Source organism: Streptomyces sp. NPDC005761 (assembly GCF_040630635.1).
Taxonomy (GTDB): domain Bacteria; phylum Actinomycetota; class Actinomycetes; order Streptomycetales; family Streptomycetaceae; genus Streptomyces.
This window is the reverse complement of record NZ_JBEXXX010000024.1, coordinates 100,675-119,190: the sequence shown is the minus strand read 5'-3', so window position 1 is coordinate 119,190 and position 18,516 is coordinate 100,675. Positions and strand designations below refer to the sequence as shown.

Annotated in this window: 19 protein-coding genes; 2 read left to right on the top strand and 17 right to left on the bottom strand. The window is 70.0% G+C overall.

Features of this window, described 5'->3' with window-relative positions:
* Positions 1 to 103: 103 nt before the first annotated feature.
* The 11 genes from ABZ434_RS22230 to ABZ434_RS22180 form a co-directional block, all read right to left on the bottom strand.
* Positions 104 to 859, bottom strand: a complete 756-nt coding sequence (locus tag ABZ434_RS22230) for a DUF3159 domain-containing protein (RefSeq protein ID WP_359139465.1) — start codon at positions 857 to 859, stop codon at positions 104 to 106.
* 3 nt (positions 860 to 862) lie between these two features.
* Positions 863 to 1,279: an OB-fold nucleic acid binding domain-containing protein gene (locus ABZ434_RS22225; protein WP_311309795.1), complete on the bottom strand. Its 417-nt coding sequence runs from the start codon at positions 1,277 to 1,279 to the stop codon at positions 863 to 865.
* A 96-nt stretch (positions 1,280 to 1,375) separates the two neighbouring features.
* Positions 1,376 to 2,068 (bottom strand): response regulator, encoded by a 693-nt coding sequence (locus ABZ434_RS22220; protein WP_359139462.1) that lies wholly within the window; start codon positions 2,066 to 2,068, stop codon positions 1,376 to 1,378.
* Positions 2,069 to 2,229: 161 nt separating this feature from the next.
* Positions 2,230 to 4,773 carry a sensor histidine kinase KdpD gene (locus ABZ434_RS22215; RefSeq protein ID WP_359139459.1) on the bottom strand — a complete coding sequence of 848 codons (2,544 nt, stop codon included), beginning with the start codon at positions 4,771 to 4,773 and terminating at the stop codon, positions 2,230 to 2,232.
* A gap of 186 nt (positions 4,774 to 4,959) precedes the next feature.
* Entirely contained in the window at positions 4,960 to 5,637 is a 678-nt protein-coding gene (locus ABZ434_RS22210) for a potassium-transporting ATPase subunit C (protein ID WP_359139457.1), read from the bottom strand.
* A gap of 6 nt (positions 5,638 to 5,643) precedes the next feature.
* On the bottom strand, positions 5,644 to 7,770 hold the full coding sequence (gene kdpB, locus ABZ434_RS22205) for a potassium-transporting ATPase subunit KdpB (protein WP_359139454.1): 2,127 nt from the start codon (positions 7,768 to 7,770) through the stop codon (positions 5,644 to 5,646).
* Complete coding sequence (gene kdpA / locus ABZ434_RS22200) at positions 7,767 to 9,431, bottom strand: potassium-transporting ATPase subunit KdpA (protein ID WP_359139451.1); 1,665 nt, start codon at positions 9,429 to 9,431, stop codon at positions 7,767 to 7,769. The genes kdpB and kdpA overlap by 4 nt, the downstream gene beginning before the upstream one ends.
* 7 nt (positions 9,432 to 9,438) lie before the next feature.
* The gene (gene kdpF / locus ABZ434_RS22195) at positions 9,439 to 9,528 is read right to left on the bottom strand and encodes a K(+)-transporting ATPase subunit F (RefSeq protein WP_359139448.1); all 90 of its coding nucleotides are present in this window, start codon (positions 9,526 to 9,528) and stop codon (positions 9,439 to 9,441) included.
* A 308-nt stretch (positions 9,529 to 9,836) separates the two neighbouring features.
* A complete protein-coding gene (locus tag ABZ434_RS22190) occupies positions 9,837 to 10,601 on the bottom strand; it encodes a DUF3710 domain-containing protein (RefSeq protein WP_359139445.1) in 765 nt (254 codons plus the stop codon).
* Position 10,602: 1 nt separating this feature from the next.
* A complete protein-coding gene (gene dut, locus ABZ434_RS22185; RefSeq protein WP_359139442.1) occupies positions 10,603 to 11,136 on the bottom strand; it encodes a dUTP diphosphatase in 534 nt (177 codons plus the stop codon).
* A complete protein-coding gene (locus tag ABZ434_RS22180) occupies positions 11,136 to 11,720 on the bottom strand; it encodes a PaaI family thioesterase (protein ID WP_359139439.1) in 585 nt (194 codons plus the stop codon). Before ABZ434_RS22180 ends, dut begins: the two co-directional genes overlap by 1 nt.
* 58 nt (positions 11,721 to 11,778) lie before the next feature.
* Between ABZ434_RS22180 and ABZ434_RS22175 the strand changes: the two genes are divergently transcribed.
* Complete coding sequence (locus ABZ434_RS22175; RefSeq protein ID WP_359139436.1) at positions 11,779 to 12,237, top strand: DUF3093 domain-containing protein; 459 nt, start codon at positions 11,779 to 11,781, stop codon at positions 12,235 to 12,237.
* On the opposite strand, the gene ABZ434_RS22170 is transcribed toward ABZ434_RS22175, so the two are convergent.
* The 4 genes from ABZ434_RS22170 to ABZ434_RS22155 all read right to left on the bottom strand — a co-directional run bounded on the left by ABZ434_RS22170 (position 12,234) and on the right by ABZ434_RS22155 (position 15,833).
* Positions 12,234 to 13,226, bottom strand: a complete 993-nt coding sequence (locus tag ABZ434_RS22170; protein ID WP_359139433.1) for a hypothetical protein — start codon at positions 13,224 to 13,226, stop codon at positions 12,234 to 12,236. The two genes, ABZ434_RS22175 and ABZ434_RS22170, sit on opposite strands and share 4 nt — an antisense overlap.
* Positions 13,227 to 13,239: 13 nt before the next feature.
* Positions 13,240 to 13,536 (bottom strand): DUF4193 domain-containing protein, encoded by a 297-nt coding sequence (locus tag ABZ434_RS22165; RefSeq protein WP_003965732.1) that lies wholly within the window; start codon positions 13,534 to 13,536, stop codon positions 13,240 to 13,242.
* 405 nt (positions 13,537 to 13,941) lie between these two features.
* Positions 13,942 to 15,174 (bottom strand): ATP-binding protein, encoded by a 1,233-nt coding sequence (locus tag ABZ434_RS22160; RefSeq protein WP_359139430.1) that lies wholly within the window; start codon positions 15,172 to 15,174, stop codon positions 13,942 to 13,944.
* A gap of 5 nt (positions 15,175 to 15,179) precedes the next feature.
* Positions 15,180 to 15,833: a response regulator transcription factor gene (locus tag ABZ434_RS22155; protein ID WP_359139427.1), complete on the bottom strand. Its 654-nt coding sequence runs from the start codon at positions 15,831 to 15,833 to the stop codon at positions 15,180 to 15,182.
* Between the two features lie 427 nt (positions 15,834 to 16,260).
* On the opposite strand from ABZ434_RS22155, the gene ABZ434_RS22150 reads away from it, so the two are divergent.
* Positions 16,261 to 16,434, top strand: coding sequence for a hypothetical protein (locus ABZ434_RS22150; RefSeq protein ID WP_187285335.1), 174 nt, complete (start codon positions 16,261 to 16,263; stop codon positions 16,432 to 16,434).
* Positions 16,435 to 16,519: 85 nt separating this feature from the next.
* On the opposite strand, the gene ABZ434_RS22145 is transcribed toward ABZ434_RS22150, so the two are convergent.
* Positions 16,520 to 17,338, bottom strand: coding sequence for an inositol monophosphatase family protein (locus tag ABZ434_RS22145; protein WP_359139423.1), 819 nt, complete (start codon positions 17,336 to 17,338; stop codon positions 16,520 to 16,522).
* A 43-nt stretch (positions 17,339 to 17,381) separates the two neighbouring features.
* Positions 17,382 to 18,509: a ferrochelatase gene (locus tag ABZ434_RS22140; RefSeq protein ID WP_359139420.1), complete on the bottom strand. Its 1,128-nt coding sequence runs from the start codon at positions 18,507 to 18,509 to the stop codon at positions 17,382 to 17,384.
* Positions 18,510 to 18,516: the final 7 nt, after the last annotated feature.

The following is an 18,516-nucleotide window of genomic DNA, read 5'->3' as shown; positions in this document are numbered from 1 at the left end:
TCACGTGCGGCGGGCCAGACGAGGAGCCCGATGTGGCTAGACTTCCTAGCGGGCGGCCCGCCCCGCGGGGCGCGGCGCCCCAGGCCCCTCCTTTTCGCGTCTGTCAGAAGTCCTGGCCGCGTGCCGCTTCCGCGGCGGCCGCCTTGCGGGCCTTCTCGGCCTGCTCCTCGGCCTCCATCTCGGCGAAGACGTCGATGGGCGGCGGCGCCTTGGCGAGGAAGACCCAGGTGAGGTAGACCGCCAGCAGGAACGGCGGGATCTTCAGGGCGATCAGGACCCAGCCGAACTGGGTGGTGTCGGCCCACCAGTACAGCGGGAAGAGGATCGCGCACTTGGCGAGCAGGATCAGTCCCCAGGCGTAGCTGGCCTTGGCATAGGCCTTCTTGCGGCCGGGGTTCCGGGTGCGCCAGGAGAGGTTCTCCTTGAACACCGGGCCCAGGATCAGTCCGATCAGCGGGAGGCCGGCGATCGTGCTGACCAGATAGGCGAGGGCCAGTCCGAGCGTGTAGATCATGCCCGGGAGGTAGAAGTCCTTGGCGTTGCCCGTCATCTTCGCGAAGACGACGCCGAAGGCCACACCGAAGACGCCGCTGAAGGCGTGTTTGACGGTGTCCCTGCGGATCAGCCGGACGACCACGAGCACCAGCGACACGGCGACGGCCGCGATGGCCGAGTTCGTGAGGTTCTTGTCGATGGTGAAGATCGTGACGAAGAGGAGTCCGGGCAGAACCGTCTCCACCATGCCCCGGATGCCGCCGAAGGCCTCGAAGAGTGCGGCCTCGGTGACCGCTTTCGCGTCGGCCTCCTGCTGGTCGGTGGTGCGGTCCGTATCGGACGTCGGCTTGTCGAGAGACGTCACCGGCTACTCCTTGCCGAGCGGTCGGAGTTCGTATTTGGGGTTGAACAGCACCCGGCGCCCGTGGCTCATGGCGATGCGGCCGGAGGCGATGAGCTTGCGGCCCGGCTCTATGCCCATGATGGAGCGGCGGCCGAGCCAGACCACGTCGAGCGGCGCGGTGCCGTCGAAGAGCTCCGCCTCCAGGGCGGGCACTCCGGCGCGCGGTCGCAGGGTGACCGTCCGCAAGGTACCAGTGACCTTCACGATCTGGCGGTCGGTGCACTCGGAGATCCGGGTGCATCCCGATGCCTGCGAGTCCTCCTCCAGCTCCTCGCACTCCAGGTCCTCCTGGGAGCTGGAAAGCCGGTCGAGCATCCGCCGGAAGCGCCCGGACGGCCGCTCGGCCTTCTGGGACTTCTCGAAACGAGGAACAGCACTCATACCCGAAGGGTACCGGTCCCCCGGGGTCCTGGCGGGTGGCCGCCGTCTCACTCGAACGGGTTACCCCAGTGGCTCCGCTCACCCCGGCGGCGGCCCTCAGGCGCGCTCGAAGCGGTAGCCCATCCCGGGTTCGGTGACGAAGTGGCGGGGGTGCGAGGGATCGGCCTCCAGCTTGCGCCTCAACTGGGCCATGTAGACCCGCAGATAGTTGGTCTCGGTGCCGTACGAGGGCCCCCAGACCTCCTGGAGGAGCTGTTTCTGGCTCACCAGCCGGCCGCTGTTGCGGACCAGCACCTCCAGCAGGTGCCACTCGGTGGGGGTGAGCCGTACGTCGCGCCCCTCGCGGTGCACCTTCTTGGCGGCGAGGTCGACGGTGAAGCCCTCGGTCTCCACCAGCACGACCTCGTCGCCGCCCTCCTGACCGACGGGCTCGGCGCGGCGCACCGAGGCGCGCAGCCGGGCCAGCAGCTCGTCCATGCCGAACGGCTTGGTGACGTAGTCGTCGGCACCCGCGTCCAGTGCCTCGACCTTCTCGTCGGAGGTGTGGCGGGCCGAGAGCACCAGGATCGGGACCCGTGTCCAGCCGCGCAGGCCCCTGATCACCTCGACGCCGTCCATGTCGGGCAGCCCCAGGTCGAGGACGACGACGTCGGGGTGGCGCGCGGCGGCCAGCTGGAGCGCTGTGGCCCCGTCGGGCGCCGCGTCCACCTCGTACTTGCGCGCCTTCAGGTTGATCACGAGGGCGCGTACGATCTGCGGCTCGTCGTCGACCACAAGCACCCGGGTCATCGCGGTCCTGCCTTTCTGCTGTACGTCGGTCTGTGCGTGCGTGCTGTGCGTATGTGCCGTACGTGGGTCCGTACGGCCGTGCCGTGCGTCTGTGTCCTCCTCGGGTCCGTACGTCCGTCTGTGCGTCCGGGCCGTACGGGGGCCGCGGAGGTCTCCGCGGATCATGAGGTGACGCGTGCGGGCAGGTCGGGGCTGACCGGAACGTATCCCGACGCCGCCTTGAGGGTCAGGACCATGGTGAGACCTCCGCCCGGGGTGTCCTCGGCGTCCAGCGTGCCGCCCATGGACTCGACGAAGCCGCGGGCCACCGCGAGGCCCAGACCGACTCCCGCGCCGCGCGGGGCGTCGCCGTAGCGCTGGAAGGGCTCGAAGATGCGTTCCTTCGCCTCGTCGGGGACGCCCCGGCCGCCGTCGGCCACCCGTAGCTCCACCCGGGCGCCCAGCGCGCTGGCGGCCACAGTGACGCGCTCGCCTTCGGGGCTGTACTTGACGGCGTTCTCGACGATGTTGGCCACGGCCCGTTCCAGCAGTCCGGGGTCGACGGCGACCATGGGCAGCGTTTCCGGGATGTCCAGCTCGACGCTGTCCTCGGGGACGCCGCCCAGGGCCATGGGCACGACCTCGTCGAGGTCGATCTCCCGGATCAGCGGGGTGACGGTGCCGGTCTGCAGGCGGGACATGTCGAGGAGGTTGCCGACGAGGTGGTCGAGGCGGTCGGCGCCGTCCTCGATGCCTTCGAGGAGTTCTGCCTCGTCGTCGTCGGACCAGGCGACGTCGTCGGATCGCAGGGAGCTGACGGCGGCCTTGATGGCAGCGAGCGGTGTCCGCAGGTCGTGACTGACGGCGGCCAGCAGAGCGGTCCTGATCCTGTTCCCCTCGGCGAGCCGGCGAGCCTTCTCGGCCTCGCCGACCAGCCGCTGACGGTCCAGGACGACAGCGGCCTGGGCGGCGAAGGCACCGAGCACGCGGCGGTCCTCGGCGGGCAGCACGCGGCCGGACAGGGCCAGGGCCATGTGGTCACCGACGGGCATGTCCACGTCGGCGTCCTCGGGCCGGGCGACCGGCGCCGGTCCGACGCTGCCGGCGCACGTCCACGGGTCGACGTCGCTCTGCCGCTCCAGCAGGGCGACGGACTCCATGCCGAAGGTCTCGCGGACCCGGTCCAGGAGCGCGGCCAGGGTGGTCTCGCCGCGCAGCACGCTGCCTGCGAGGAAGGAGAGGATCTCGGACTCGGCCCGCAGCCTGGCGGCCTGGTGGGTGCGCCGGGCGGCGAGGTCGACGACCGAGGCCACCGCGACGGCCACCGCGAAGAAGATCACGATGGCGACGAAGTTCTCGGGGTCCTGCACGGTCAGGGTGTGGGTGGGCGGGGTGAACCAGTAGTTCAGCAGCAGGGATCCCGCGGCGGCCGACGCGAGGGCGGGCCGCAGCCCGCCGAGCAGGGCCGCCGCGACGGTCATGAAGAGGAAGAGCAGGACGTCGTTGGCGAGCCCCGGGCCGTTCTCCATGCCTTTGAGGAGCAGCGAGAGGAGGACCGGGCCGCCCACTCCGACGAGCCAGCCCCAGATGATGCGGGCCCTGCCGAGCCTGGCGCCGCGGGCGATGGGAAGACCGCGGCCCTTGGCGACCTCGTCGTGGGTGACGATGTGGACGTCGAGGTCGGTGCCGGACTCGCGGGCGACGGTGGCGCCGACGCCGGGCCCGTAGATGTACTGCCAGGCCTTGCGGCGGCTGGAGCCGAGGACGATCTGGGTGGCGTTGACGCCCCGGGCGAATTCGAGGAGGGCGGAGGGTATGTCGTCGCCGATGACGTGGTGGAAGGTGCCTCCGAGGTCCTCGACGAGCGTGCGCTGGACGGTCAGCTCCTTCGGCGAGGCCGACGTCAGGCCGTCGCTGCGGGCGATGTAGACGGCGAGGATCTCGCTGCCTGATCCCTTGGCCGCCATCCGGGACGCGCGGCGGATGAGGGTGCGGCCCTCGGGGCCGCCGGTGAGACCGACGACGATGCGTTCGCGGGCCTGCCAGGTGGTGCGGATGTTGTGCTCGCCGCGGTACTGCTGGAGGTACTCGTCGACCCGGTCGGCGACCCAGAGCAGGGCCAGCTCGCGCAGGGCCGTGAGGTTCCCGGGACGGAAGTAGTTGGAGAGCGAGGCGTCGATCCGGTCCGGCTTGTAGATGTTGCCGTGGGCCATCCGCCTGCGCAGCGCCTGGGGCGACATGTCGACCAGTTCGAGCTGGTCGGCGCGCCGGACCACTTCGTCGGGCACGGTCTCGCGCTGGCGCACGCCGGTTATGGACTCGACGACGTCCCCGAGGGACTCCAGGTGCTGGATGTTGACCGTGGAGACCACATCGATGCCGGCCTGGAGGAGTTCTTCGACGTCCTGCCAGCGTTTGGCGTTGCGTGAGCCCGGCACATTGGTGTGCGCGAGTTCGTCCACCAGGGCGACGGCCGGGGCCCGCTCCAGTACGGCGTCGACGTCCATCTCGGTGAAGGAGGCCGAGCGGTACTCGATCGTGCGCCGCCGGATCTGTTCCAGGCCGTGCAGCATGACCTCGGTGCGCGGCCGCTCGTGGTGTTCGACGAAGCCGACGACGCAGTCGGTGCCCCGCTCCACCCGGCGGTGCGCCTCGGAGAGCATCGCGTACGTCTTGCCGACGCCGGGTGCCGCACCGAGGTAGATCCGAAGTTTGCCGCGCGCCATGGCCCCATTGTCTTCCTGAAACCGGTTCTGTTCACCGAGACCGGCGGCGGCCCAAGCGGCAGCCACCGTCGAAACTACTCCGTGGATTTCCGCCATAACGGGCGCGAGCTGCGGGCCCGGTCCGTTTTGACGTAATTCTGATGCCCGGGCGCGGCCCTCACGGCCGGACCCGGGCATCCGGTGCGTTCAGCCCGTTCCCGTGTCGCGCACGAGCGCCCGCAGCGCGATGTTGAGCTGGAGGACGTTGACCCGAGGTTCGCCGACGAAGCCGAGGATGCGGCCGTCGGTGTGCCGGTCGACGAGCTTTTCGACCTGTGCGGCGTCGAGGTGGTTGCGGGCGGCGACGCGGTGCACCTGGAGTTGTGCGTAGGCCGGGGAGATGTCCGGGTCCAGTCCGGAGCCGGAGGAGGTGACGGCGTCGGCCGGCACCTGGGAGGGGCTGACGGGGTGGCCGGGGACGGAGTTGTCCTTGACGACGGCGGCCTTCGCCGTGGTGACCCAGTCGATGAGCTCGTTGTTGTCGCCGGAGCGGTTGGTGGCGCCGGAGAGGATCAGGTCGTACCGGGTGTTGACGCTGTTGGTGCCGAGGCCGTTGGAGGGCCGGGGCTGGAACCACCTGAGGTCGGGGTCCGGGGTCTCCTGGCCCTTCCTGAGCGGGAGGTCGTAGCGCTGGCCGATGAGTCCGGAGCCGACGACCCTGCCGTTCGCCGAGACCTCGGATCCGTCCGCACGACCGGGCATGAGGCCTTGGGCGACGCCGGTGACGGCGAGCGGGTAGATGACGCCGCAGACCAGGGTCAGGACGAGAAGGGCGCGCAGTCCCGCCCAGAGGAGTCGGGCGGAGTTTCCTACGGAGTTGTTCATGGCAGGTCAGCCGATTCCGGGGATGAGGGAGATGATCAGGTCGATGATCTTGATGCCGATGAACGGGGCGATCAGGCCGCCGAGCCCGTAGACGCCGAGGTTCCGCCGGAGCATCGAGTCCGCACCGCTGGGCCGGTAGCGGACACCCTTCAGGGCGAGCGGCACCAGCGCGACGATGATCAGCGCGTTGAAGATCACGGCGGACAGGATCGCGGACCGCGGTGAGGACAGGTCCATGATGTTGAGCTTGTCCAGGCCCGGATGGACCACGGCGAACATCGCGGGGATGATCGCGAAGTACTTCGCGACGTCGTTGGCGATGGAGAACGTCGTCAGTGCGCCGCGGGTGATCAGCAACTGCTTGCCGATCTCCACTATCTCGATCAGTTTGGTCGGGTCGGAGTCCAGGTCCACCATGTTCCCGGCCTCCTTGGCGGCCGAGGTGCCGGTGTTCATGGCCACGCCGACATCGGCCTGGGCGAGCGCGGGGGCGTCGTTCGTGCCGTCGCCGGTCATCGCGACGAGCCTGCCGCCCGCCTGCTCCCGCTTGATGAGGGCCATCTTGTCCTCGGGGGTGGCTTCGGCGAGGAAGTCGTCGACGCCGGCCTCTTCGGCGATGGCCTTCGCGGTCAGCGGGTTGTCGCCGGTGATCATGACCGTACGGATGCCCATCCGGCGCAGTTCGGCGAACCGCTCCCGCATGCCCGCCTTGACGACGTCCTTGAGGTGGATGACGCCCAGCACCTGGGCGCCCTCCGCGTCCTGGCGGGCCACCAGCAGCGGGGTGCCGCCGGCCGCGGAGATGCGATCGGTGAGGGCCTGCGCGTCCGGCGAGACGGTGCCTCCCCGCTCCTTCACCCACGCGACGACCGATCCGCTCGCGCCCTTGCGGACCTTGCGTCCGTCGACGTCCACGCCCGACATACGGGTCCGGGCGGTGAACGTGACCCACTCGGCGTGTGTGAGCTCGCCCTGGTGTCGTTCGCGCAGGCCGTACTTCTCCTTGGCGAGGATCACCACGGACCGGCCCTCGGGTGTCTCGTCGGCCAGCGAGGACAGCTGGGCGGCGTCCGCCAGTTCGGCTTCCGTCGCCCCTGCGACGGGGAGGAACTCGGCGGCCTGGCGGTTGCCGAGAGTGATGGTGCCGGTCTTGTCGAGCAGCAGCGTCGAGACGTCGCCTGCGGCCTCGACGGCCCGGCCGGACATGGCGAGCACGTTGCGCTGGACGAGGCGGTCCATGCCCGCGATACCGATCGCGGAGAGCAGGGCGCCGATGGTGGTCGGGATCAGACAGACCAGCAGCGCGGCCAGGACGATCATGGACTGCTCACTGCCGGCGTAGATCGCGAACGGCTGCAGGGTGACGACCGCGAGCAGGAACACGACGGTGAGGGACGCCAGCAGGATGTTGAGGGCGATCTCGTTGGGTGTCTTCTGCCGGGCGGCACCCTCGACCAGGGCGATCATGCGGTCGATGAAGGTCTCGCCCGGTTCGGTGGTGATCCTGACGACGATGCGGTCGGAGAGCACCTTCGTACCGCCGGTGACGGCGCTGCGGTCGCCGCCGGACTCCCGGATGACCGGGGCGGACTCGCCGGTGATCGCGGACTCGTCGACGCTCGCGACGCCCTCGACGACGTCCCCGTCGCCCGGGACGATGTCGCCTGCCTCGCAGACGACGAGGTCGCCGACGCGCAGCTCGGTGCCGGGGATCCGCTCCTCGTTCGCGCCGGTGACCCGGCGGGCGACGGTGTCGGTCTTCGCCTTGCGCAGGGTGTCGGCCTGGGCCTTGCCCCGGCCCTCGGCGACCGCCTCCGCCAGGTTGGCGAAGATCGTCGTCAGCCACAGCCAGAGGGCGATCGCCCAGCCGAACCAGTCGGTCGGGTCCAGCACCGCGAGCGCGGTGGTCAGCACGGAACCGACGGGCACCACGAACATCACCGGTGCCTTGACCATCACCCGTGGGTCGAGCTTGCGTATCGCGTCGGGGAGCGAGGCGATCAGCATCCGGGGGTCGAACAGCCCGGCGCCGACGCGCCCTTCGGGAGCGGACCCGGCCGGTGCGTCCTGGTGCGGTGCGCGGGCCGGAGTGGGTGTGGACATCGCGTCCTCTTGCTTCGTACGGATGGTCATGACGCCAGCCCCTCGGCCAGCGGCCCCAGGGCGAGGGCCGGGAAGTAGGTCAGACCGGCGATGATCATGATGGTGGCGACCAGCAGGCCGCTGAAGAGCGGTTTGTGGGTGCCGAGGGTGCCGACGGTCGCCGGTACGGGCCGCTGCCCGGCCAGCGAGCCGGCCAGGGCCAGGACGAACACCATGGGCAGGAAGCGGCCCAGCAGCATCGCGAGGCCGATCGTCGTGTTGAACCACTGGGTGTCGGCGTTGAGCCCCGCGAACGCCGAACCGTTGTTGTTGGCCCCGGAGGTGTAGGCGTAGAGGATCTCCGAGAAGCCGTGTGCGCCCGAGTTGGTCATCGAGTTGCCCGGCGTGGGCAGGGCCATCGCCACGGCGGTGAAGCAGAGCACCAGGGCCGGTGTGATCAGGATGTAGCAGGCGGCGAGCTTGATCTCACGAATACCGATCTTCTTGCCCAGGTATTCCGGCGTACGGCCGACCATGAGACCGGCGAGGAAGACGGCGATGACCGCCATGATCAGCATCCCGTAGAGGCCGGAGCCGGTGCCGCCGGGTGCGATCTCGCCGAGCTGCATCCCTAGCATCGTGATGCCGCCGCCGAGGCCGGTGTACGAGGAGTGGAACGAATTGACCGCACCGGTCGAGGTGAGGGTGGTGGCCACCGCGAAGATGGACGAGCCGCCGACGCCGAACCGGTTCTCCTTGCCCTCCATCGCTCCGCCCGCGATGTCGAACGCGGGCCCGTGGTGGGCGAATTCGGTCCACATCATCAGCGCGGTGAAGCCGAGCCAGATGACGCCCATGGTGGCGAGGATCGCGTACCCCTGCTTGAGCGAGCCGACCATGCGGCCGAAGGTGCGCGTCAGGGCGAAGGGGATGACGAGGATCAGGAAGATCTCGAAGAGGTTGGAGAGGCCGTTGGGGTTCTCGAACGGGTGGGCCGAGTTGGCGTTGAAGTAGCCGCCGCCGTTCGTGCCCAGCTCCTTGATGACCTCCTGGGAGGCGACCGCGCCGCCGTTCCACTGCTGCGAGCCGCCCGTGAACTGGCCGACCTCATGGATGCCGGAGAAGTTCTGGATCGCTCCGCAGGCGACCAGCACGAGCGCGGCAATCACCGCGATCGGCAGCAGGATCCGCACGGTGCCGCGCACCAGGTCGGCCCAGAAGTTGCCGAGTTCACCGCTGCGGGTGGCCGCGAAGCCACGGACGAGCGCCACTGCGACGGCGATGCCGACGGCGGCCGAGACGAAGTTCTGCACCGCCAGGCCGCCGGTCTGCACGACGTGGCCCATGGCCTGCTCGCCGTAGTACGACTGCCAGTTGGTGTTCGCGACGAACGAGGCCGCCGTGTTGAACGCCTGGTCGGGGTCGATCGATGAGAAGCCGAGCGAACCGGGCAGGGAACCCTGGAGCCGCTGAAGCAGATACAGGAAGAGGACGCTCACGGCGGAGAAGGCGAGAACGCCGCGCAGGTAGGCGGGCCAGCGCATCTGCGTGTTCGGGTCGGCGCCGATGGCCTTGTAGATCCACCTCTCCACCCGCAGATGGCGGGGCGAGGTGTAGACGCGGGCCATGTGGTCGCCGAGCGGGCGGTAGGCCAGACCCAGCGCCACGACGAGGGCGAGTACCTGGAGCACGCCTGCGAGGACGGGGCTCATATCGGGCTCAGAACCTCTCCGGGTACAGAAGGGCGAGGACGAGGTAGCCCAGCAGGGCTGCGGCCACGACGAGGCCGGTCACGTTTTCGGCACTCACAGCTTCGCCACCCCCTTGGCGATGAGTGCCACCAGCGCGAAGACCGCGATCGTGGTGACGACGAAGGCCAGGTCGGCCATCGGATGCTCCTGGATGAGGTGCGGATGTCTCGGACCTCTTGAGCAAACCTCCCGATCGCGCCCCCGTGACCTGCGTTGATGGCTTCCTTACGGGTACGGGCCCGGCCTTGACGGCGCCTGTACGTGCCCGATACGCGCCCCATACGGCACTCGCCGCGCACACAGAAGCCGGTGGCCCGTACCCCTGCGAAGGGGTACGGGCCACCGGCCGGTGCTTACGGGTGCGGGTCAGCGCACCTCGGTGATCTCGGGACCTCGCTGGAGACCCGCCATGCCGCCGGAGAACTTCGAGCCCTCCTGCTCCTCCTGCTGCACGCCCTCGGGAACCATCTGGGCGTCGTTGGGGAGCTTGAGGACGATCGGGTCGCGCGGGGCCATCGGGCCCTCGCCGCGGACGACCACGGTGTCCCGGAAGACCGTCTCCAGGAGCCCGGCGGCCTCCGGCTGCACGGCGCCCTGGCCGGAGATCACTCCGCGCAGGAACCAGCGCGGACCGTCGATGCCGACGAAACGCACCATCTGCACGCCGTTCGCCCCGTCGGGGAGCTGTACGGGGACCTGCGCACGCAGCTCCCAGCCCAGCGGGCCCTCGACCTCGTCGATGATGCCGCCCTGCTGGGTGATGCCGGAGGCGATCTCCTCGCGGACCTCGCCCCAGATGCCCTCCTTCTTGGGGGCGGCGAAGGCCTGCAGCTGGATGGCGCTGTCACGCAGCACGACCGTGGCGGCGACGATCGCGTCACCGGCGACCTCTACGCGCAGCTCCATGCCCTCGACACCGGGTACGAAGATGCCGCCCAGGTCGACCCGGCCCTCGCCGGGCTGGGAGACCTCGTCGATGTCCCACGGCCCGTCCGGCCGCGGTGCCGGCGGAAGGTTCGTCCGACGCGATCCGCTCCCGGCGTCATCGCGCTCGTCGACGACCTGCTCGGCCTCGCGCGCTTCGTCCGCCGTGTCATCGGCGGAACCACTGTTCTTGCGACGTCCGAACACGTCACTTTCCTTCCCGGTCGGATTCGACCGAAGCGTAGCTGTTCCCGCCCTGGGGAACCCCGCCCCGGACGCCATCAACATCAACGGCGGCATGACCGCCGGTGGACCCGAAGCCCCCTTCGGCCCGCGCCGAACCGGGAAGCTCCGACACTTCGTGGAAGCGCACCTTCTCGACCTGCTGCACGACCAGTTGGGCAATCCGGTCGAACCGCTCGAACCGCACGGACTCGCGCGGGTCGAGATTGATGACGATCACCTTGATCTCTCCACGGTACCCGGCATCCACCGTCCCCGGGGCATTCACCAGGGCGACTCCGCAGCGTGCGGCGAGCCCGGACCGTGGGTGCACGAACGCGGCGTACCCGTCCGGCAGGGCGATCGAAACCCCGGTGGGGAGTACGGCCCGCTCACCGGGCCCCAGCTCGGCGGCCTCGGTGGTGACCAGGTCGCATCCGGCGTCGCCCGGATGCCCGTAGGACGGAATCGGGACGTCCGGGTCGATCCGGCGGATCAGGACGTCGACGGGGTGGCGCATCAGGGATTCACCTCGAAGGCACGGGCCCGCTTGACCTGGTCGGGGTCCGCCATCGCCGCCTGGATCTCCGCCGGGCGGCCGTTGTCGATGAAGTGGTCGACCTTGACCTCGATGAACAGGGCCTCGGCGCGGACCGCCACGGGTCCCTCCGGGCCGCCGATGCGGCCGGTCGCCCTGGAGTAGATCTTCCGCCCGTGCACCGCGGTGATCTCGGCGTCCAGGAACAGCACGGTGTCCACCGGCACGGGACGGACGAAGTCGGTCTCCAGCCGTCCGGTCACCGCGATCACGCGCAGCAACCAGTTCAGCGAACCGAGGGTCTCGTCCAGCGCCGTGGCGAGCACTCCGCCGTGAGCGAGGCCCGGGGCGCCCTGATGTGCGGCCTGCACGGTGAACTCGGCGGTGACACCGACCCCCTCACCGGCACGCGCCTGGAGGTGCAGCCCGTGCGGCTGTCCGTCGCCGCAGCCGAAACAGTGTTCGTAGTGCGCGCCGAGCAGTTCGCCGGGGGCCGGGGCGTCGGGATGCCGGACCGGTTTCACCGCGTCGGCGGGGGGCTTCAGAGCCGCAGATGTTCCACTCACAGGCGCAGACCTTACCCGCGCGGGTACCCGCAGGTCGCGCCGTGCCAAGCTTGGGTTCATGCAGCCTTCCACCCCGCCGTTCGACGAACGTCTCACCGCACCCCGTTCGTGGTGGCTGATCGCCGCCCTGGTCGGCATCGCCTTCGCGCTGATGCTCCTGCCGCTGGGCACCCTGCCGTTGCTCGCCGGGCTCGCGGGCGGCACCGTGCTGTCGGCGGTGGCGGTCAGCTCGTACGGCTCCGCCCGGATCCGCGTCGTGGCCGGGGCCCTTGTCGCGGGCGACGCGCGGATCCCCGTGGCGGCGCTCGGTGAGGCCGAGGTGCTGGACGCCGAGGAGGCGCGCGCCTGGCGCTCGCACAAGGCGGACACCCGGGCCTTCATGCTGCTGCGCAGCTACATTCCGACGGCCGTGCGGGTGGAGGTCACGGATCCCGAGGACCCGACTCCGTACGTCTATCTGTCGACCCGTGAGCCGCAGGCCCTGGCAGCTGCCCTGAAGGCGGCGGGCCCGGCCTAGCCCTTCGGCTTGCCGGGGTGCTTCGGGTCCTCCGGCAGGGCCGGGTGCGGGTGCTCGGGCCGCTCCAGCGGGGGCAGCTCCGGCAGGCGGTCCCAGGGGACCTGCCGCTTGCGCAGGTCCTTCCTGACCCGTTCGGCAAGCTTCTTGGTGTCGCGCCGGTTCATCATCGCGCCGACGGCGGCGCCGATCATGAACGGGATGAGGTTGGGCAGGTCGCGCACGGTGCGCTTCATGATCTGCTGACGCAGCTCACGCTTCATCTGGCCGCCGAGCGCGGCGTTCACCGTCGTGGGGTGGCTGACATCGATGCCGCGCTCCTCCGTCCAGGACGTGAGGTAGGCGGTGGAGCGCTGGGCGAGATTGCCGGGCGGGCGCAGTCCGTAGACCTCGTGCAGCTCCGCCACGAGCTTCATCTCGATCGCGGCCACACCGGTGATCTCCGCGGCCAGCTCGGCGAGCATGGCGGGCGGAACGGGCATCATGGCCGCCGCGCCGATTCCGGCGCCGACGGTTGCGGTGGCCCTGCCCGCGCCGGCGACGAGCCGGTCGGCGATCTCGTCGGGCCCCAGGCCCGGGAACTGCTTGCGCAGGGTGGCGAGGTCGCGCACAGGGACGCGGGGAGCGGTGTCGATGATCAGGTCGGCGATATGACCGATCGCCGCCTTGGCGCTCTCCCCGCCCTTGCGTACGCCCCGTTTCACTGACTTCAGACGGCCTGCCCCGGTCACGGGCTCCGTCCTGTCGACCTGTCCGGCCCTGTCGGCCGTGTCGACTTCCGCCGCCGCCTCGATGGCCGCGACAGCTGCTTCGACTGCTTCGAGCGAGGCCGGCCGGCCCCGCTCGTCGTCCTGTTCGCCCGGCGTGGTGGGCAGGGCGGACCGCTCAGCAGGCGCTGCTACGCCCTCTGCCGGGCCTGTACCGCCCTGATGCGCCTCCGGCGCGTCCTTGCGCCGGGAGCGCCGCTTGCGGAACGGTGTGTCCCCTGCCACGGCCGACCGGACCTCAGTCGCAGTCGCGGCAGATCGGCTGGCCGTTCTTCTCGCGGGCCAGCTGGCTGCGGTGGTGCACGAGGAAGCAGCTCATGCAGGTGAACTCGTCGGCCTGCTTCGGCAGGACCCTCACGGCCAGTTCTTCGTTGGACAGGTCTGCGCCGGGCAGTTCCAGTCCTTCGGCCGCGTCGAATTCGTCGACGTCGACGGCGGAAGCCGTCTTGTCGCTCCGGCGAGCCTTGAGCTCTTCAAGGCTGTCCTGATCGACGTCGTCGTCGGTCTTGCGTGGGGTGTCGTAATCCGTTGCCATTGTCGCTCTCCCCCTCTGGGTGTCTGCGGTGTCTCAGCGCACGTAACGCGTGAGAGGCCGGACTTGTGCCCGACCCGAGGCGGAGATTTTGCCTCACATCAAGGTCTGTTACTCAATCGACACCCAAAAGGACCGCTCGAGAGTGATCGGCTTGGGTGGCGATGGGGACCGTACACGGTCCCGGCGGTGCTGTTCGCCAGCACCACCCCGTGTACTTCCCGTGATATCGGCCCCCGAAAACCCGACTTTTGCCGGATTTCCGGTGGGATCCCTGATCACGGAGCGTGGACGGGCGGAAATTCGCTCCTGTGATCGATCACACACGGCCCCTTCGGGATCGAGTCCCGAAAATTCCGCTCAAAGCGAACAAAAATAATCCGTGCGCATCGCGCCTCGCCCAGCTTCTCAGACAGGCAGTGAGACGCGCATCACAAGACCACCCCCCTCGCGGGGCTCGGCGATGATACGGCCTCCATGAGCGCGCGCGACGGAGCGCGCGATCGACAGGCCGAGACCCACCCCCTTGTCGCTGCCCGTCCGCTCCGTACGCAGCCGCCTGAAGGGCTCGAAGAGGTTGTCGATCTCGTAGGCCGGCACCACGGGTCCGGTGTTCGCGACGACCATCAGGGCCTGTCCCGGCAACAGCTCGGTGCTGACCTCGACCCAGCCGTCCGACGGGACGTTGTAGCGCACCGCGTTCTGTACGAGGTTCAGCGCGATCCGCTCCAGCAGGACACCGTTGCCCTGGACGACGGCCGGGGCCAGCTCGCTGCGCATCTCCACACCCTTGGCCTCCGCCTCGCCCCGCGTCTGATCCAGCGCGCGGGAGGCCACCTCGGCCAGGTCGACGGGCTTGCGCTCGACGATCTGGTTGTCGCTGCGGGCGAGCAGCAGCAGGCCCTCCACGAGCTGCTCGCTGCGTTCGTTGGTGGCCAGCAGGGTCTTGCCCAGCTGCTGGAGCTCGGGTGGTGCCTGGGGGTCGGAGAGGTGGACCTCCAGGAGCGTGCGGTTGATGGCCAGCGGGGTGCGCAGCTCGTGCGACGCGTTCCCCACGAACCGCTGCTGCGCGGTGAAGGCGCGCTCCAGCCGGTCCAGCATGTCGTCGAAGGTGTCGGCGAGCTCCTTGAGCTCGTCGTCCGGGCCGTCGAGTTCGATCCGGCGTGACAGATCGGTTCCGGCCACCCGGCGGGCGATGCGGGTGATCCTGCCCAGCGGCGAGAGGACCCGCCCCGCCATGGCGTAGCCGAAGGCGAAGGCGATGACGCTCAGGCCGACGAGGGCCAGCAGCGACCGGTTGAGGAGCGTGTCGAGCGCCTGCTGGCGCTGGTGGTTGACGCAGGCGTTCATCGCGGCGTTGAAGTCGTCCGGAGCCGCCTTCTCGGGCAGGTTGCAGACCTCGCTGGTCACCTGCCCGTTGGCGATCTTGAACGGCAGCTCGCTGCCCACGTGAAGGGCCTGGGCGGCCAGCATGTAGATGATCGACAGCAGCAGGATGCCGGCGATCAGGAACATGCCGCCGTACAACAGCGTGAGCCGTATCCGGATGGTGGGGCGCAGCCAGGGGTACGGGGGCTCCTGCTGCTTGGGCTCCCAGGTGGGTTTGGGTGGCGCCGACGCGGGCGGCGGGACGGTGGGCACCGGCGTCAGATCCGGTAGCCGGAGCCGGGCACCGTGACGATCACCGGCGGCTCGCCGAGCTTGCGCCGCAGGGTCATGACGGTCACCCGGACGACGTTGGTGAACGGGTCGGTGTTCTCGTCCCAGGCCTTCTCCAGGAGCTGCTCGGCCGAGACGACGGCGCCCTCGCTGCGCATCAGGACCTCCAGCACGGCGAACTCCTTGGGAGCGAGCTGCACCTCTTGATCGTCGCGGAAGACCTCACGGCGGTTGGGGTCGAGCTTGATTCCCGCACGCTCCAGGACGGGCGGCAGAGCGACCGTCGTACGGCGGCCGAGAGCCCGGACCCGCGCGGTCAGCTCACTGAAGGCGAAGGGCTTGGGCAGGTAGTCGTCCGCACCGAGCTCCAGGCCCTCCACGCGGTCGCTGACGTCGCCGGACGCGGTGAGCATGAGCACCCGGGTCGGCATGCCCAGCTCGACGATCCGGCGGCAGACGTCGTCGCCGTGCACCAGGGGGAGGTCCCGGTCGAGGACCACGACGTCGTAGTCGTTGACCTCGATGCGCTCCAGGGCCGCCGCGCCGTCGTACACGACATCGACGGCCATGGCCTCACGGCGCAATCCGGTGGCCACCGCATCGGCGAGCAGCTGCTCGTCCTCCACGACGAGTACGCGCACGGCGCTTCCTTCCTTAAAACTTCACGGCAGAACTTCACTGCAGAACTTCAGGCCAGAACTTCACTGCGGGAATCACAACGCTCCCGACGGGCCGGCTGAGCGTCCGGACGGGCCCGTGGGTCATGATCCGGACCGCGTCCCGGCACGGTCTGTGCGGCTCCATCCTGCCTGCAACGCGTATAAACCGGCGGTAAGGCGGCGCGGTCCGACCTGCGGCTTCCGGGAATTCGGAGGATTTCCGGGCCAGTTGAGGTTTCTCTGAGGGTTGGGCAGGGGAGGACGAATTCACACCCGCGATCACGCCGTACGTGGCGTGCCACAGGCCCCTCCGTCCCCCGGAGAGTGCGTGATCACCCGCCCTACCGCTTCGGCGGAGGGAAACCCGGGCACACCCCCGTGCCACCGACCCACGATGAGGGGGCGCTCCATGGACGCTTTCACCGCAGGTCTGCTGCAACGCATCCAGACCACCGAGTCCGACCTCACGAAAGCCCGCGAGACGGGCGACGACTTCCTCGCGGACGTCGAGCAGGGCGAGCTGGACGACCTGCACCGCCTCGCGGCCGAGCACGGCGTGCACATCGGCGCCACAAGCGTCTGAGCCGTTACGAGAAGGCCCCGCGGTGCGCACCGGCACTCCGCGGGGCCTTCTTCGTTCCGGTGCCGCTCACGGCCCGTACAGCGGCTCAGTCGTGCCAGGCGCCCAGCTCTTCCAGCAGCGTCTGCAGGGGTTCGAACACACCGGGTGACGCGGCCACCGTCAGCCCGCCGTCCGCGGGCAGTCCCGGCCGACCGCCGGTCAGCGCGCCCGCCTCACGGGCGATGAGGTCCCCGGCCGCGAGGTCCCACGGGTGGAGACCGCGCTCGTAGTAGCCGTCCAGGCGACCGGCGGCGACGTCGCAGAGGTCGATCGCCGCGGAGCCGCCACGCCGGATGTCCCGCAGCCGAGGGATGAGCACGCGCGCCACGTCCGCCTGGTGCGCGCGGACGTTGGCGACGTAGTTGAAGCCGGTCGACACGAGCGCCTGATCGAGCGGCGGGGCCGGCCGGCAGCGCAGCCGGGCGCCTTCCCCGTAGGCCCCGCCCTTTGCGTACGCACCGCCGCCGAGGACCGCGTGGTAGGTCTCCCCGCGCATCGGGACCTCGACGACGCCCACGATCCGCTCGCCGTCGCGTTCCGCGGCGACGGAGACGGCCCACGTGGGCAGGCCGTAGAGATAGTTCACGGTGCCGTCGAGCGGGTCGATCACCCACCGGACGCCACTGCTGCCCTCGGAGCTGGCCCCCTCCTCGCCGAGGAAGCCGTCGTGCGGGCGGCGCTCGGACAGGAAACCGGTGATCAGTTTCTCGGCGGCGATGTCCATCTCGGTGACGACGTCCACCGGGCTGGACTTGGTCGCGGCCACTCCCAGGTCGGCGGGGCGGCCGTCGCGCAGCAGCGCACCGGCTCGGCGGGCGACGTCCTGGGCGAGGTCGAGCAGCTCGGGCAGCAGGGGGTCGGTCACGGCGCTCCCAGGGTGTGAGGGGTTACGGATGGGGTCGGCGGCTCTACGCGTAAGGGCTGTCGGCGCCCGCGGCGGCGGGCTTGAGCGTCCGGGCCGGGCAGCACCCGACCGGGCACAGGTCGTGGCTCGCTCCGAGGCTCCCGAGCGCGCACCGCTCCCGGCCGAGGCCGCGTTCGGTGGCGGCACGCTCCAGCACCAGGTCGCGCACGGCGGCGGCGAACCGCGGATCGGCACCCACCGTCGCGGACCGGCGCACCGTGAGTCCCAGCTCGGCCGCCTTCGCGGTGGCTTCGGTGTCGAGGTCGTAGAGGACCTCCATGTGGTCCGAGACGAACCCGATGGGGGCCATGACCACGGCGGGCACGCCGTCACCGTGCAGCGACTCCAGGTGGTCGCAGATATCGGGTTCCAGCCACGGGATGTGCGGGGCGCCGCTGCGTGACTGGTAGACGAGCCGCCAGGGGTACTCGACACCGGTCCGCTCGGCCACGGCGGACACGATCAGCCGTGCGACGTCCAGGTGCTCGGCGACGTACGCACCGCCGTCGCCGTGTGCCTCCACCGGGCCGGAGGTGTCCGCGGCGGAGGTGGGAATGGAGTGCGTGGTGAAGGCGAGGTGCGCCCCCGCCCTCTTCTCCGCCGGCAGCTCGGCCAGCGAGGCGAGGACCCCCTCCACCATGGGCTCGACGAAGCCGGGGTGGTTGAAGTAGTGCCGCAGCTTGTCGACGCGCGGCACGGGCAACCCCTCGGCCTCCAGGGCGGCCAGCGACTCGGCGAGGTTCTCGCGGTACTGCCGGCAGCCGGAGTACGAGGCGTAGGCGCTGGTCGCCAGGACGGCGATACGGCGGTGCCCGGCCAGGACCATCTCGCGCAGGGTGTCGGTCAGGTAGGGCGCCCAGTTCCGGTTGCCCCAGTACACGGGCAGATCCGGTCCGTGCTCCGCGAAGTCCTTGCGCAGGGCGTCGAGCAGCGCCCGGTTCTGGGCGTTGATCGGGCTGATGCCGCCGAAGAGGAAGTAGTGCTTGCCGACTTCCTTCAGCCGCTCTTCGGGGATCCCCCGGCCGCGGGTCACGTTCGCCAGGAAAGGAACCACTTCGTCCGGGCCTTCGGGGCCTCCGAAGGAGAGCAGCAGCAGGGCGTCGTAAGGAGCGGGATCGCGCAGATCGGACATGGCAACG

Bases quoted from the DNA above. Each gene is read 5' to 3' on its own strand.
- ABZ434_RS22225 (WP_311309795.1), bottom strand. From the start codon at position 1,279: ATGAGTGCTGTTCCTCGTTTCGAGAAGTCCCAGAAGGCCGAGCGGCCG.
- ABZ434_RS22220 (WP_359139462.1), bottom strand. From the start codon at position 2,068: ATGACCCGGGTGCTTGTGGTCGACGACGAGCCGCAGATCGTACGCGCC.
- ABZ434_RS22215 (WP_359139459.1), bottom strand. From the start codon at position 4,773: ATGGCGCGCGGCAAACTTCGGATCTACCTCGGTGCGGCACCCGGCGTC.
- ABZ434_RS22210 (WP_359139457.1), bottom strand. From the start codon at position 5,637: ATGAACAACTCCGTAGGAAACTCCGCCCGACTCCTCTGGGCGGGACTG.
- kdpB (WP_359139454.1), bottom strand. From the start codon at position 7,770: ATGACCATCCGTACGAAGCAAGAGGACGCGATGTCCACACCCACTCCG.
- kdpA (WP_359139451.1), bottom strand. From the start codon at position 9,431: ATGAGCCCCGTCCTCGCAGGCGTGCTCCAGGTACTCGCCCTCGTCGTG.
- dut (WP_359139442.1), bottom strand. From the start codon at position 11,136: ATGCGCCACCCCGTCGACGTCCTGATCCGCCGGATCGACCCGGACGTC.
- ABZ434_RS22175 (WP_359139436.1), top strand. From the start codon at position 11,779: ATGCAGCCTTCCACCCCGCCGTTCGACGAACGTCTCACCGCACCCCGT.
- ABZ434_RS22165 (WP_003965732.1), bottom strand. From the start codon at position 13,536: ATGGCAACGGATTACGACACCCCACGCAAGACCGACGACGACGTCGAT.
- ABZ434_RS22150 (WP_187285335.1), top strand. From the start codon at position 16,261: ATGGACGCTTTCACCGCAGGTCTGCTGCAACGCATCCAGACCACCGAG.
- ABZ434_RS22140 (WP_359139420.1), bottom strand. From the start codon at position 18,509: ATGTCCGATCTGCGCGATCCCGCTCCTTACGACGCCCTGCTGCTGCTC.